The following is a 15,221-nucleotide window of genomic DNA, read 5'->3' as shown; positions in this document are numbered from 1 at the left end:
GGCGAGAGGGGGAGGCGTCAGGTGTCGCGGCGGCGGAGATAGCGCTCGAACTCGCGGGCGATGTGCTCGCCGGAGGCCTCGGGGAGGTCGACGGTGTCACGGGCCTCTTCGAGGCGGCGGACGTACTCGGCGACGTCGGAGTCCTCTTCGGCCAGTTCGTCGACGCCGTGCTGCCAGGCCTCGGCCTGCTCGGCGAGGTCGCCCATCGGCACCGAGAGGCCCAGCAGATCCTCGACCCGCTGCAGCAGCACCATCGTCGCCTTCGGGCAGGGCGACTGTGCGACGTAGTGGGGGACGGCCGCCCAGAGCGACACGGCGTCGAGCCCGGCGCGCGTGGCGGCGTCCTGGAACACGCCGACGATGCCCGTGGGGCCTTCGTACCGGGACTGCTCCAGCCCGAGCGCCTCGGCCTGGTCGGGGTCGCTGGCCGACACGGTGACCGGCACCGGCCGGGTGTGCGGCACGTCGGCCAGCAACGCGCCCAGCGTGACGACCTGCTCGCAGCCGAGGTCGGTGGCGACGGACAGCAGCTCGGCGCAGAACGCCCGCCACCGCATGTTCGGCTCGATGCCGCGCAGCAGGACGATGTCGCGCTCGTGCTCCTTGAGGCTCACCACCGACAGCCGCGTGGTCGGCCACTGGATGCTGCGGTTGCCGTGGTCGTCGACGCTGACCAGCGGGCGGTTGACCTGGAAGTCGTAGTACTCGTCCGGGTCGAGCGCGGCCACGGCGCCGGCGTTCCAGACCCGCTCCAGATGCTCGATCCCCGCCGTCGCGGCCTCACCGGCGTCGTTCCACCCCTCGAATGCCGCGATCAGGACAGGATTGCGCAACTGCCGCGCACCATCGTTCTCCATCGCGCTCGTCTCCCTGCCTGGAAGGGTCACAACCCCGTCGTCCTCTCGACCAACCCTACGGCTCCACGGCGCGAAAGGCGCGCCAAGGCCATCCCAAAATCAGAGACGAATCGTCCGTATGCCGGACGATTCCTTGTGAGCAGGCCGGACGGCCCTAGTCTGGCGGGATGCGGGGGAGCCTGAGGGAAGCTTTGTCCCGGCGCGTCGTGGTGGCCGACGGTGCGATGGGAACCATGCTGCAGGTGGCCGACCTGACCCTCGACGACTTCGAGGGGCACGAGGGCTGCAACGAGATCCTCAACGTCACCAGGCCCGACGTCGTCCGCCACATCCACGACGCCTACTTCGCGGTCGGCGTCGACGCGGTCGAGACGAACACGTTCGGCGCCAACTGGGCGAACCTGGGGGAGTACGGCATCGCCGGTCGCATCCGCGAGCTCGCCGAGGCCGGCGCCCGGCTGGCCCGCGAGGTCGCCGACGACTGGTCGACGGCGGACCGGCCGCGCTGGGTGCTGGGCAGCGTCGGCCCGGGCACCAAGCTGCCGTCGCTCGGGCACGTCGACTTCGCCACGCTCCGTGACGCCTACCGCACCCAGGTCGAGGGTTTGCTGGCCGGCGGCGTCGATGCCGTTCTCGTCGAGACCGCGCAGGACCTGCTGCAGGCCAAGGCCGCCCTCATCGGCGCCCGCCGGGCCATGAAGGCCGCCGGCGTCGAGGACGTCGCCCTGATGGTCAACGTGACCGTCGAGACGACCGGCACTATGCTGCTCGGCTCGGAGATCGGGGCCGCGCTGACGGCGCTGGCGCCGCTGGGCGTCGACCACATCGGCCTCAACTGCGCCACCGGCCCGGCCGAGATGAGCGAGCACCTGCGGCATCTGGCCCGATACGCCCGGACGGGGCTGGCCTGCATGCCGAACGCCGGCCTGCCGGAGCTGACGGCGAACGGCGCACACTACCCGCTGACGCCGCAGCAGCTGGCCGATGCGCACGACCTGTTCACCGCCGAGTACGGCCTCGCGCTGGTCGGCGGCTGTTGCGGCACGACGCCGGAGCACCTGCGCCAGGTGGTCGAGCGGGTCGGCGGCCGGGAGATCACGCCGCGCCGGCCGCAGGACGAGCCCGGCGCCGCGAGCCTCTACCAGCACGTCCCGTTCCGCCAGGACACCTCGTATCTCGCGATCGGCGAGCGCACCAACGCCAACGGCTCCAAGGCGTTCCGCGAGGCCATGCTCGAGCGCCGGCTGGACGACTGCGTCGAGATCGCCCGCGCGCAGACCCGCGACGGCTCGCACCTGCTCGACCTGTGCGTCGACTACGTCGGCCGTGACGGGACGGCGGACATGCGCGAGCTGGCCGCCCGGCTGGCGACCGCCAGCACGCTGCCGCTGGTGCTGGACTCCACCGAGCCGGCGGTCATCGAGGCCGGTCTGGAGTGCCTGGGCGGGCGCAGCGTCGTCAACTCCGTCAACTACGAGGACGGCGACGGCCCCACGTCGCGCATCCGGACGGTCATGCCGATCATCAAGGAGCACGGCGCCGCCGTCGTCGCGCTCACCATCGACGAGGAGGGCCAGGCCCGGACGGCGGAGTGGAAGCTGCGCGTCGCCGAGCGGCTGATCGAGCAGCTCACCGGCGAGTGGGGCATGCGCATCGAGGACATCATCGTCGACTGCCTGACGTTCCCGATCGCCACCGGCCAGGAGGAGACCCGCCGCGACGGCGTCGAGACCATCGAAGCGATCCGCGAGCTGAAGCGGCGCCATCCGACGGTGCAGACGACGCTCGGCGTCTCCAACGTCTCGTTCGGTCTCAACCCCGCCGCGCGCGTCGTGCTGAACTCCGTCTTCCTGCACGAGTGTGTCGCCGCCGGTCTGGACTCCGCGATCGTCCACTCCGCCCGCATCCTCCCGGTGTCGCGGATCCCGGAGGAGCAGTACCAGGTCGCGCTGGACCTCGTGTACGACCGGCGCACTCCCGGCTACGACCCGCTGGCCCGGTTCCTGGAGCTGTTCGAGGGCGTCAGCTCGGCGACGGAGGACCGCGCGGCCGCGCTGGCCGGGCTGCCGCTGTTCGAGCGGCTGGAACGGCGCATCGTCGACGGCGAGCGCAAGGGCCTGGAAACCGACCTCGACGAGGCGCTCCAGGAGAAGCCGGCGCTCGACATCGTCAACGACACGCTGTTGAACGGCATGCGCACCGTCGGCGAGCTGTTCGGCAGCGGCCAGATGCAGCTGCCGTTCGTGCTCCAGAGCGCCGAGGTGATGAAGGCGGCCGTCGCCCACCTCGAGCCGCACATGGAAAAGGCGGACGACGGCAGCGGCAACATCAAAGGCACCATCGTGCTGGCCACCGTCAAGGGCGACGTCCACGACATCGGCAAGAACCTCGTCGACATCATCCTGTCGAACAACGGCTACTCCGTCGTGAACCTCGGCATCAAGCAGCCGATCAACGCGATCCTCGAGGCCGCCGCGGAGCACGACGCCGACGTCATCGGCATGTCGGGTCTGCTGGTGAAGAGCACGGTCGTGATGAAGGAGAATTTGGAGGAGATCAACCAGCGCGGGCTGTCGGCGCGCTGGCCGGTCATCCTCGGCGGCGCGGCCCTGACCCGCGCCTTCGTCGAGGACGACCTCGCCGAGCTGTACGCGGGCGAGGTCCGCTACGCCCGCGACGCGTTCGAGGGACTGCGGCTGATGGACGCGATCGCCAGCGTCCGCACCGACCCGGACAAGCAGCTGGCCGACGTCCTGCCGGCGCTGCGCAAGCGCCGCGTCGCCCGCACCACCGTCACCGCCCGGCCGGACGACGACGGCGACGACGTGCGCTCCGACGTCGCCACAGACAACGCTGTGCCGGTGCCGCCGTTCTGGGGCACCCGGGTGGTCCGCGGCCTGCACCTCGCCGACTACGCGGCCTACCTGGACGAGCGGGCCACGTTCATGGGCCAGTGGGGCCTCAAGGGCTCCCGCGGGGGGCCGTCGTACGAGGAGCTGGTCGAGACCGAGGGCCGCCCCCGGCTGCGGATGTGGCTGGACCGGCTGCACACCGAGAGCATCCTCGAGGCGGCCGTCGTCTACGGCTACTTCCCCGCCGTCTCCGAGGGCCGCGACCTCGTCGTCCTCGACCCCGAGGACCACCGCAAGGAGCTGGAGCGGTTCAGCTTCCCTCGGCAGCGCCGCGACCGCCGGCTGTGCCTGGCCGACTTCTTCCGGCCGCGCACCTCCGGCGAGGTGGACGTCGTCGCCTTCCAACTGGTCACCATGGGCTCCGGCGTGGCCGAGGCGACGGCGAAGCTGTTCGCCGGCAACGCCTACCGCGACTACCTGGAGCTGCACGGGCTGTCGGTCCAGCTGACCGAGGCGCTGGCGGAGTACTGGCACGCGCGAGTCCGCGACGAGCTGGGCTTCGGCGCCGAGGACGACACCGAGCTGGGCGGCATCCTCAAGCAGGAGTACCGCGGGTCGCGCTATTCGTTCGGATATCCGGCCTGCCCGGATCTCGCCGACCGCGTCAAGCTGGTCCGGCTGCTGCGGCCCGAGAGGATCGGCGTCGACCTGTCCGAAGAGCTGCAGCTGCACCCGGAGCAGTCGACCGACGCGCTGGTCGTCCACCACCCCGAGGCGAAGTACTTCAACGCGACGTGACACCGCCCGCGGGCCCGCCGGGAGACAGGATCGCCGGGCCGCGCGGACGGGAGACGTGGGTGGTGGGGCGGTGGGCTCAGCCGGGCATGCCGTTGGTCTCCGGCCGGCCGGCCTGCTCGGTGACGGCGAACCGGACGGAGCCCTCCGGGTCGACCGAGGCGTCGAGGGCCTTGTCGTCCAGCATGGCTGCGGCGTCGGCGTCGAGGAACAGCACCGCGCCGGCGTCGTCGAGGATCTGGTCGCCTACCTCGGGCGCGGGCCGCAGTTCGAGATCGAGGCCGCCGTCGGCGTTGGCCGCGATCCGCATGCCGGTCCCGGTGGGCAGGTCGTCGCGGCCCTCGATGTTGCGGATGACCGCGGCCGCGTTCTGGGTGAGTGTGAGCATGGTGAAACGCACCTCCGCTGGGCGCGCGGCAGCGCACCCGTTTCCTCGGTGTGGGGATTGTCGGCATCGGCGCCGATGCCCGGAGACGGCGGGCCGCAGGCCGGCCCGCGATCGTACGGCGGGGGTTTATCGATCCTCTCCCGGCCGACAGACGCCGGTTGACGAGCCGCTCGCACCACCCACGCTTCCCGCTGACGGCCCATCCGTCAAGCGCCGGGCGGCCATTCGTCCGAGTTCGGCGTGGGGATCGCGGCATGGGACCATGGAGTACGTGACTTCGCCTCTGCCTGCCGCCGTCCTGTGGGACATGGACGGCACCATCATCGACACCGAGCCGCTGTGGATGGGCGCCGAGGAGGCCCTCGTGCTGCGCCACGGCGGCACCTGGACCGACGCCGACGGCCTCTCCCTGGTCGGCAGCGACCTGCTCGAGTCCGCCGCTTACATCCGCGAACGCGGCAACATCCCGATGACGCCGCCGCAGATCGTGGACCACTTGGTGGGCGAGGTGCTGAAGGGCATCGGCGACGGCGTCACCTGGCAGCCGGGCGTGTTCGAGCTGCTGACGGAGGTGCGCGCGCTCGGCGTGCCGCAGGCGCTGGTGACCATGTCGTACCGCGGGCTGGCCGAGGCGGTCGTCGGGCGGCTGCCCGCGGGCCTGTTCGGCGCCGTCGTCACCGGCGACGAGGTGACCAACGGCAAACCGCACCCGGAGCCGTACCTGACGGCGGCCCGCGAGCTCGGCGCCGATCCGGCCGAGTGCATCGTGATCGAGGACTCCCCGCGCGGGGCGGCCGCCGGACTCGCCGCCGGCGCGCTGGTGTTGTCCGTCCCGAACGCCGTCGCGGCGGTGCCGGAGCCAGGGCTCGTCGTCATCGACTCGCTGGCCGGAATCCGAGCGGCGGACCTGCTCGCCTTGTTCGACGACGCCACGCTTGATCGAGTGTAATGTCACATTGTCATTTCGCATGGTTTGACTGACAAAAGAATGTTGCGAAATCGCGATGTCATCCTGACAACTCGGTGACTATCCACCCGTCCCGCAGGAAGTACTGTCACAGGCCAACCGGTCGGGAACACCGCCCGGCAGTCGAGCTGTGTGAGGTGTGACATGCGTGGCATGAGCCTGAACCGCAGGCTGGCCGCGGGAGCCGCGGCCGGTGCCCTGGCCCTGGGGCTCACGGCGTGTGGCGGAGACGACGACGACGGCTCCGCTGAGGGCGGCGACGGCGGCGGCACGCTCGTCTTCGCCGGTTCCGCCGATCCAGTGATCCTGGACGGCGCCCTGGTCAGCGACGGCGAGTCGACCCGGGTCATCAACCAGATCTTCGAGGGCCTGGTCCGCAGCGAGGAGGGCGGCACCGAGATCGAGCCGGCGCTCGCCGAGTCGTGGGAGGCCAGCGAGGACGGCCTGACGTGGACCTTCACGCTGCGTGAGGGCGTGACGTTCCACGACGGCGAGGCGCTCACCGCCGAAGCCGTCTGCTTCAACTTCGAGCGCTGGTACAACTTCGCCGGCGTCCTGCAGAGCCCTGCGGTCTCCTACTACTGGGGCACCGTCATGGGCGGGTTCGCCGTCAACGAGGACCCCGCCATGGGGGAGAGCCTCTACACCGGCTGCGAGGCCACCGACGAGCGGACCGCGGTCATCACGCTGTCGCGGCCCTCATCGGCGTTCCTGTCCGCGCTGGCCATGCCGGCGTTCACCATCGCCAGCCCGGCCGCGCTGCAGGAGTTCGAAGCCGACGCCGTCAGCGGAACCGGCGAGTCGCCGTCGTTCGACGGGACCTTCGGATACGAGCACCCTGTCGGCACCGGTCCGTTCCAGTTCGAGTCGTGGGAGCGCGGCAGCGAGGTGCGGCTGAGCAAGTACGAGGACTACTGGGACGAGCCCGCACAGGTCGACGAGCTGATCTTCACCGTCATCCCGGACGGCCCGGCCCGCCGGCAGGCGCTGGAGAGCGGCGAGATCGACGGCTACGACCTGGTCGACCCGGCCGACGTCGAGCTGCTCGAGAGCAGCGGCTACCAGATCCTGCGCCGCCCGGCGTTCAACGTCGCCTACATCGGGTTCCAGCAGAACGTCCCGCCGTTCGACAACCTGCAGATCCGGCAGGCGATCGCGCACGCGATCGACTTCGACAACATCATCCGGACCAACTACCCCGAGGGTGCGGTCCGGGCGACGCAGTTCATGCCGCCGGAGCTGTTCGGCTGGGCCGACGACGTCACGACGTACGACTACGACCCCGACCGCGCCCGCGAGCTGATCGCGCAGTCCGGCGTCACGAACCTGACGCTGCCGTTCTGGTACCCGACCGACGTCACCCGCCCATACATGCCGAACCCGCAGGCCAACTGGGAGCTGATGGCCGCGGACCTCGAAGCGGTGGGCTTCACCATCGAACCGCACACGGCGCCGTGGAACCCGGACTACCTGGACGCCACCCAGACCGGCGGCACGCCGATGTTCCTGCTCGGCTGGAACGGTGACTTCGGTGACCCGGACAACTTCATCGGCACGTTCTTCCAGGACGTCAACCCACAGTTCGGCAGCTTCGACAACCCGGAGATCTTCGCCAAGCTCGACGAGGCCGAGGCGGAGACCGACCAGGACCGGCGGGCCGAGCTGTACCAGGAGGCGAACCGGCTGATCATGGACTTCGTGCCGGGCGTCCCGTACGTCCACAGCGAACCGGCCATCGCCTTCCGCGAGGGCGTGTCCGGCTTCGTGCCCGACCCGTTGTCGAACGAGAGCTTCGCGACCGTAACGGTTGATTGACGACGTCTAGATGCTCAAGTTCGTCGCACGGCGGCTGCTGCTGCTCGTCCCGATCCTGTTCGGGCTGTCGGTGCTGCTGTTCGTATGGTTGCGTGCGCTCCCAGGAGGGCCGGCCCAGGCTCTCCTGGGAGAGCGCGCGACCGCGGACTCCGTCGCCCGCATCGAGGCCCTCTACGGCCTCAACGAGCCGTGGTACGTCCAGTACTGGAAGTTCGTGTCCTCCGCCATCCAGCTCGACTTCGGCAACAGCGCCCGCACCAACCGGCCGGTCACCGAGGAGATGGCCCGGACCTTCCCGGCGACCTTCGAGCTGGCCATCGCGGCGCTGATCTTCGCGGTCGGCATCGGCATCCCGCTGGGCTACTACGCCGCGAAGAAGTACGGCACCTGGCTGGACAACGTGTCGGTGTCCGGCTCGCTGCTGGGCGTCGCGGTGCCGGTGTTCTTCCTGGCCTACATCCTCAAGTACGTCTTCAGCGTCCAGCTGGGCTGGTTCCCGACCCAGGGGCGGCAGGACCCGCGCATCGACGCGGACCATCCCACCGGGCTGTACGTGCTCGACGGCCTCATCACCGGCAATCTCGAGGCCAGCTGGGACGCGATCATGCACCTGGTGCTGCCGGCCATCGCGCTGGGCGCCATCCCGCTGGCCATCATCGTCCGCATCACCCGGGCCAGCGTGCTCGACGTCGTGCACGAGGACTACGTGCGCACGGCCGAGGCGAAGGGCCTGTGGGAGCGCACCATCACCCGCCGGCACGTGCTGCGCAACGCGCTGCTGCCGGTGGTCACCGTCATCGGGCTGCAGGCCGGGCTGCTGTTCTCCGGTGCGATCCTGACCGAGACGGTGTTCGCGTTCGACGGCGTCGGCCGGTTCATCGCCGAGGCGATCAGCAACCGCGACTACGCGGTGCTGCAGGGGTTCATCCTGGTGATCGCTGCGATGTACGTCGTCGTGAACCTGCTCGTCGACGTGTCGTACGGTCTGATCGACCCACGAGTTCGGGTGCGGTGAGCCAGATGCCGACCGCGAGGTCCCAGACAGGCGGCGAGTCCCACAATGGAAAGGGGGAACGTGCATGAGCCTGTCCGAAGTCGAGGCGACCACCGAGTCAGAGCAGGTCGAGCAGGCGGCCGGCAACCTCCGCAAGGAGGCGTGGAAGCGGCTGCGCCGCGACCCCGTCGCCCTGGTCGGGTTCGCCCTGATCGCGTTCTTCGTCCTGGTCGCGATCTTCGCGCCGCTCATCGCGCCGTACGCCCCGGACGCCCAGCCGGGCCGCGGCATGATCACGCCGACGAACATTCCCGGCCCGTCCGCGGACCACTGGTTCGGGCTGGACGCGTCCGGGCGCGACGAGTTCAGCCGGGTGGTCTACGGCGCCCGGCAGTCGCTGCTCGTCGGCGTCGTCGCGACCCTGATCGGCATGGCCGGCGGCCTGCTGCTGGGCACCCTCGCCGGCGCGTTCGGCGGCAAGGTCGACGCCGTCGTCATGCGCATCGTCGACGTCATGCTCTCGATCCCCGGCCTGCTGATGGCGATCGCCATCGCGGCGCTGCTGGGTGCCAGCCTGTGGTCGGTGATGATCGCCATCGCGATCATCAACGTGCCGGTGTTCGCCCGGCTGCTCCGGGGCCAGATGCTGGCGCAACGCGGTTCCGACTACGTGCTGGCCGCGGTGTCGATCGGCGTACGGAGACGGCCGATCGTGCTCGGGCACATCCTGCCGAACTCGATCTCGCCGGTCATCGTCCAGGCCACCTTGACGCTGGCGACGGCGATCATCGAGGCCGCAGGGCTGTCCTTCCTCGGTCTGGGCAGCGCCGACCCCCGCGTCCCCGAGTGGGGACGCATGCTCGCCGACACCCAGCGCTACCTGGCCTCCGCGCCGCACCTGGCGTTCTTCCCCGGCATCGCGATCGTCGTCGCCGCACTGGGCTTCACCATGCTCGGCGAGCGGCTGCGCGAGGCCATCGACCCCAAGTACCGGCGGTGAGCGTGACCAACTCCGAACCCCTGCTCGACGTCCGCGACCTGTCCGTCACGTTCACCCGCAAGGGCGGGCCGAGCGTGCGGGCCGTCGACGGCGTCTCGTTCACCGTGCGGCCGGGCGAGACCGTCGGCCTGGTGGGCGAGTCGGGCAGCGGCAAGAGCGTGACGTCGCTGGCGGTCATGGGACTGCTGCCGCGCCGCGGGGTCCAGGTGGGCGGGCAGGTGGCCTTCGACGACGACGATCTGCTGACGCTGCCGCGCGACCGGATGCGCGACATCCGCGGCCGCGACATCGCCATGGTGTTCCAGGATCCGATGTCGTCGCTGAACCCGGTGGTGCCCATCGGGATCCAGGTCACCGAGGTGCTGGAACGCCACCAGGACCTCAAGGGCGACACGGCCCGGGCGGCGGCCGAGGACCTGCTGTCCCGCGTCGGCATCCCCGACCCGGCCCGCCGGCTCAAGGAGTACCCGCACCAGCTGTCAGGCGGCATGCGCCAGCGCGCGCTCATCGCCATGGCCCTGGCCTGCCGGCCGCGGCTGCTCATCGCCGACGAGCCGACGACGGCGCTCGACGTCACCATCCAGGCGCAGATCATCGAACTGCTCAAGGAGCTGGTGCAGGACACGGGCGCGTCGCTGGTGATGATCACGCACGACCTCGGCGTCGTCGCAGGCCTGTGCGACACGGTCCACGTCATGTACTCCGGCCGGATCGTCGAGTCGGCCGGCCGGCGGGAGCTGTTCGCGCAGCCGCGGCACCCGTACACCGGCGGGCTGCTGGCGTCGGTGCCTCGGCTGGACGCCCCGCGCGGCGCGCCGCTGCACCCGATCCCGGGCTCGCCGACGGACGTGCTGCGCTGGTCCAGGGGATGCGCCTTCGCCCCGCGCTGCCCGAACCGCATCGAGCCGTGCACCGACGGCCCGCCGCCGCTGGAGTCCATCGGCGGACGGTCGCTGCGCTGCCTGAACCCGCTGACGGAGACCGAGGAGGTGGCCACGCGATGAACGACCAGACATCTGCGGCCTCGGCTGAGAAGCGTGCCTCGTCCGACGGCCTCCTCTCGGTCCGCGGTCTCGAGGTCCACTTCCCGATCAGGTCCGGGATCATCATCGAACGCCAGGTCGGCGCCGTGAAGGCGGTCGACGGCGTCGACCTCGACATCCCGCGCGGTGCCACCGTCGGGCTGGTGGGGGAGTCCGGCTGCGGCAAGTCGACGCTCGGCCGGGCGATCCTGCGACTGGTCGAGCCGACCGCGGGCACCGTCACGTTCGACGGCACCGACCTGGGGGCGCTGGCCGGCGAGGAGCTGCGGCGCATGCGCCGGCAGCTGCAGATGGTCTTCCAGGACCCGATGGCCAGCCTCGACCCGCGCCAGAACGTCCAGTCGGTGATCAGCGAGCCGCTGCGGGCGCACGGCGTCGGCGGCGACCACCGGGCCCGGGTGCGTGAGCTGCTGGACCTCGTCGGGCTGCCCGCGTCGGCGGCGAACCGGTACCCGCACGAGTTCTCCGGCGGCCAGCGCCAGCGCATCGGCATCGCCCGGGCGATCGCGCTGGAGCCGCAGCTGATCGTGGCCGACGAGCCGGTGTCGGCGCTGGACGTGTCCATCCAGGCGCAGGTGGTGAACCTGCTGGAGGAGCTGCAGGACCGGCTCGGCCTGACCTACCTGGTCATCGCGCACGACCTCGCCGTCGTCCGGCACATCGCCGACATCGTCGCGGTCATGTACCTGGGCGGGCTGGTCGAGCAGGCGCCGTCGGACGACCTGTACGCCACGCCGCTGCACCCATACACGAAGGCGCTGATGTCCGCGGTGCCGATCCCGGACCCGGCGGTGGAGGACGCCCGGCAGCGGATCCTGCTCCAGGGCGACCTGCCCTCGCCGGCCGACCCGCCGCCCGGCTGCCGCTTCCACACCCGCTGCCCGTTCCGGCAGCCGACCCGGTGCGCCGACGAGCGGCCGGCGCTGCGGACGGTGGCCGGCCATCCGGCGACGCACCGGGTGGCGTGTCACTGGGCGGAGGACATCGAGGCGGGCCGCATCCAGCCGGCCGCCGAGGCCGTCATCGAGCCCGACCCGGCGCCCGATCCCGCGACCTGACGTCCCCGCGACATCACTCCGTCGTGATAGCGCGCAGCACGTCGAGCTTGGCGGCGCGGCGGGCCGGCCAGACGGCGGCCAGCACGCCGATCACCGCGGCCAGGACCACGAACACGATCAGCTGCCCGCCGGGGATCGAGAGCACCTCGAGCCCGTCGTCGGCGATGGCGCGCTGCAGCGACACCCCGAACAGCAGGCCGAGCGCCACGCCGAGCACGGCACCGAGGACGGCGATCGCGATCGACTCCAGCCGGATCGTGCGGCGCAGCTGGCGCCGGCTCATGCCGACCGCCCGCAGCAGGCCGACCTCGCGGGTGCGCTCCATCACCGACAGCGCCAGCGTGTTGACGATGCCCAGGACGGCGATCAGCACGGCCAGCCCGAGCAGCGCGTACACCAGGAACAGCAGCTGGTTCACCTGGTCGCGGGACTGCTGCTTGTACTCCTCCTGGTCCTGGACGGTGACCGTCGGGATGTCCGCGGTGGCCTCGTCCAGGCCGTCGTGCAGGGTGGCGAGGTCGGCACCGTCGTCGGCGATGACGTAGAGCAACGTGTCCAGCGACGGCACCGCGCCGTCCTCCAGCGTCTGCTGGCTGACGACGACGCCCCCGGCCAGCAGCGGCGACTGCGCGTAGATGCCGGCCAGCTCGATGTCCTCGTCGGAGCCGGGCAGCTGCAGCCGGACGGTGTCGCCGACCGACAGCCCCTCGGACTCGGCCTGGTCCTCGCCGATGAGGAACTGACCGGGCCCGAGCTCGTCGGTGCCCTCGACCATCTCGAGGTCGGCCGCCCGGCTGTACGCGACCGGGTCGAACGCCTGCAGGAAGGTCTGGTCGCCGTCGACGATGCCGCCGGACATCCGCACCGAGACCACCTCGTCGACGCCGTCGACCTGGCTGACCTCTTCGGCGATGGTGGGGGAGAACGGCTGCCCGACGGCGTTGGAGACGACGAACTGCGCGCGCACGCCGTCGTCGAGCGCGCTGTCGACCGTCGCGTTGGCCGACGCACCGACGATGGAGATGGCCGTGACCAGCGCCATGCCGATCATCAGCGCCGACGCCGTGGCCGCCGTGCGGCGCGGGTTGCGCAGCGCGTTCTCGCGGGCCAGCCGGCCGACGGTGCCGAAGGCCCGCGGGTACCAGCCGGCCACGACGCGGAGCACGGGCGCCACGAGCACCGGCGCCAGCAGCGCCACACCGATGAACACGGCGAAGATGCCGGCGCCGACCATGAGCGCCGCGTCGTCGACGTCGGCGAACAGGCCGGTCGCCATGGCCGCGGCGCCGAGCAGCGTCAGCGGCGCACCGACCCAGAGGTGCACCCGGCGCGACGACTCGGTGTTGACGACGTCGTCGCGCATCGCCGCGACCGGCGGGACCCTCGACGCCCGCCGGGCCGGGACGAACGCGGCGATCATCGTCACCACGATGCCGACCACGTAGGAGATGACGACGGTGCGCGGCAGCAGCACCAGCCCACCGCCGAGCTCGAGCCCGAACAGGCCGAACACCCACTTGAGCAGCTGGGCCACCCCGAGGCCGAGCAGCAGGCCGAGCGTCGACCCGACGACGCCGACGACGAACGCCTCCAGCAGCACCGACCGCGTCACCTGCCCGCGGCCGGCGCCCATTGCCCGGTACAGCGCCATCTCCTGCGACCGCTGCGCCACCAGGATCGAGAACGTGTTGAGGATGAGGAACACGCCGACGAACAGCGCGATCGCGGCGAACACCAGCAGGAACGTGTTGAAGAAGCCGAGGCCCTCCTCGATCGCCGACGCCGTCTCCTCGTCGACCTCGGCGCCGGTCAGCGCCTCGAAGTCGCCGGGGAGGATCGCGCTGATCTCGTCGCGGACCTCCTCGGCGCTGCTGCCGTCGGCGGCCGTCACCGAGATGCGGTTGTAGGCGTCCTCGCCGTCGAGGAACAGCTCCTGGGCGTAGCCGGTCTCGAACACCGACAGGCTGGCGCCGGCCAGGCTGCCGGACTCGCCGAACCGGACGACGCCGACCAGCTCGGCCGAGACCCGTGGCTCGTCGCCGGAGCTGACGAACTGCACCTCGTCGCCGATCTGGTAGCCGGCGTTCTCGAACGTGCGGTCGTCCAGCGCGACCTCGCCGGGGCCGGCCGGCAGCTCGCCGTCGACCAGCTCGAGCACCGGGTCACCCTCGGCGTTGGCGCCGTCGTGCCAGTTGACGGCGATGCCAGGGGCGCCCTGGGTGGTCATGACGTCGCCGTCGGTGTCGAGGACGAAGAAGCTCTGGTTCTCGATCTCGCCGTCGGCGCGCTCGACGCCGGGCAGGCCGGCGACCTCGTCCACCAGCCCGGACGGGATGGTCGTCGTGGTGCCGGTCGCGAAGCCGGAGAACAGGTCGGTCTCGCCCGGCAGGTCGGGCCGGACGACGACGTCGGAGGACAGGCCGCCGAAGATGTCGTCGAAGGTGCGGTCGATCGTGTCGGTGAACACGTACGACCCGGCCACGAACGCCACGCCGAGCACGATGGCGAACGCGCTCATCGCCAGCCGCAGCTTCCGCGCGGCCAGGCTCTTGAGGGTGGCGCGGATCATGCCTGCTGCCCCACGGCGTCGAAGCCCTTCATCCGCTCCAGCACCTTCTCCGCGGTCGGGTCGGCCATCTCGTCGACGATCTGGCCGTCGGCCAGGAACAGCACCCGGTCGGCGTAGGCGGCGGCATTGGGGTCGTGCGTGACCATGACGATGGTCTGCTCGAACTCGCGGACCGAGCGGCGCAGGAACGACAGCACCTCGGTGCCGGACCGGGAGTCGAGGTTGCCGGTGGGCTCGTCGGCGAAGATGATCTCCGGCTTGCTGACCAGCGCCCGGGCGCACGCGACCCGCTGCTGCTGGCCGCCGGAGAGCTGGTTCGGCTTGTGGCTGAGCCGGTCGGCCAGCCCGACCGTCGCGATGACGTTGTCGAACCAGTCCTTGTCGACCGGGCGGCCGGCGATGTCGAGCGGCAGGGTGATGTTCTCGCGCGCCGTCAGCGTCGGGACCAGGTTGAAGGCCTGGAAGATGAAGCCGATCTTGTCGCGGCGCAGCCGGGTGAGCTCCTTGTCGTTCAGCCGGCTCAGCTCGGTGTCGCCGATGTAGACCTGCCCGGACGTCGACGAGTCCAGCGCGGCCATGCAGTGCATGAGCGTGGACTTGCCGGAGCCGGACGGACCCATGATCGCGGTGTACCGGCCGGCGGTGAACTCCACTGTCACGCCGCCGAGCGCCACCACTCGTGTGTCGTCCTTGCCATAGATCTTCGTCAGGTCAACGGCGCGGGCCGCCGTGCGCGGCGAACTGGGTTCCGTCGTCACCGGTGCGCTCCTCGTCAGCTGGTTCGTGGATCGTGTTCCACGCTAGGGCGCGGCGCGGCCGGAGTGATCAGCGAACCGCACGGTTTGCGGGCTCCGCCGTGAGGAGTAGGGCGCGGGCCGGCGCC

Annotated in this window: 11 protein-coding genes; 7 read left to right on the top strand and 4 right to left on the bottom strand. The window is 71.0% G+C overall.

The window, feature by feature from the left end; all coding sequences use genetic code 11:
* Positions 1-17: 17 nt before the first annotated feature.
* Positions 18-857: a PAC2 family protein gene (locus E1262_RS26610; protein ID WP_132107353.1), complete on the bottom strand. Its 840-nt coding sequence runs from the start codon at positions 855-857 to the stop codon at positions 18-20.
* A 167-nt stretch (positions 858-1,024) separates the two neighbouring features.
* Here E1262_RS26610 and metH point away from each other — a divergent pair, with 167 nt between their 5' ends.
* The gene (metH, locus tag E1262_RS26605) at positions 1,025-4,507 is read left to right on the top strand and encodes a methionine synthase (protein WP_132107351.1); all 3,483 of its coding nucleotides are present in this window, start codon (positions 1,025-1,027) and stop codon (positions 4,505-4,507) included.
* 76 nt (positions 4,508-4,583) lie between these two features.
* Here the strand turns inward: metH and E1262_RS26600 are convergent, their stop codons facing one another.
* Complete coding sequence (locus tag E1262_RS26600; protein ID WP_132107349.1) at positions 4,584-4,892, bottom strand: adhesin; 309 nt, start codon at positions 4,890-4,892, stop codon at positions 4,584-4,586.
* A gap of 262 nt (positions 4,893-5,154) precedes the next feature.
* On the opposite strand from E1262_RS26600, the gene E1262_RS26595 reads away from it, so the two are divergent.
* From E1262_RS26595 to E1262_RS26570, 6 genes are all read left to right on the top strand, one after another.
* Positions 5,155-5,841, top strand: coding sequence for an HAD family hydrolase (locus E1262_RS26595; RefSeq protein ID WP_132107347.1), 687 nt, complete (start codon positions 5,155-5,157; stop codon positions 5,839-5,841).
* 171 nt (positions 5,842-6,012) lie between these two features.
* On the top strand, positions 6,013-7,674 hold the full coding sequence (locus tag E1262_RS26590) for an ABC transporter substrate-binding protein (RefSeq protein ID WP_132107345.1): 1,662 nt from the start codon (positions 6,013-6,015) through the stop codon (positions 7,672-7,674).
* A gap of 10 nt (positions 7,675-7,684) precedes the next feature.
* The gene (locus E1262_RS26585) at positions 7,685-8,689 is read left to right on the top strand and encodes an ABC transporter permease (RefSeq protein WP_132107343.1); all 1,005 of its coding nucleotides are present in this window, start codon (positions 7,685-7,687) and stop codon (positions 8,687-8,689) included.
* Between the two features lie 64 nt (positions 8,690-8,753).
* Positions 8,754-9,668, top strand: a complete 915-nt coding sequence (locus E1262_RS26580; protein WP_132107342.1) for an ABC transporter permease — start codon at positions 8,754-8,756, stop codon at positions 9,666-9,668.
* A 2-nt stretch (positions 9,669-9,670) separates the two neighbouring features.
* Positions 9,671-10,672 (top strand): ABC transporter ATP-binding protein, encoded by a 1,002-nt coding sequence (locus E1262_RS26575; RefSeq protein WP_132107340.1) that lies wholly within the window; start codon positions 9,671-9,673, stop codon positions 10,670-10,672.
* Positions 10,669-11,769 (top strand): ABC transporter ATP-binding protein, encoded by a 1,101-nt coding sequence (locus E1262_RS26570; RefSeq protein WP_132107338.1) that lies wholly within the window; start codon positions 10,669-10,671, stop codon positions 11,767-11,769. Before E1262_RS26575 ends, E1262_RS26570 begins: the two co-directional genes overlap by 4 nt.
* 13 nt (positions 11,770-11,782) lie before the next feature.
* On the opposite strand, the gene E1262_RS26565 is transcribed toward E1262_RS26570, so the two are convergent.
* Together E1262_RS26565 and E1262_RS26560 are read right to left on the bottom strand one after the other, a co-directional pair.
* Positions 11,783-14,338, bottom strand: coding sequence for an ABC transporter permease (locus tag E1262_RS26565; RefSeq protein WP_132107336.1), 2,556 nt, complete (start codon positions 14,336-14,338; stop codon positions 11,783-11,785).
* Positions 14,335-15,096, bottom strand: a complete 762-nt coding sequence (locus E1262_RS26560; RefSeq protein ID WP_238993064.1) for an ABC transporter ATP-binding protein — start codon at positions 15,094-15,096, stop codon at positions 14,335-14,337. The genes E1262_RS26565 and E1262_RS26560 overlap by 4 nt, the downstream gene beginning before the upstream one ends.
* Positions 15,097-15,221: the final 125 nt, after the last annotated feature.

Origin of the sequence: Jiangella aurantiaca, from assembly GCF_004349105.1 — a bacterium.
GTDB lineage: Bacteria > Actinomycetota > Actinomycetes > Jiangellales > Jiangellaceae > Jiangella > Jiangella aurantiaca.
This window is presented reverse-complemented; position numbering and strand designations above follow the sequence as displayed.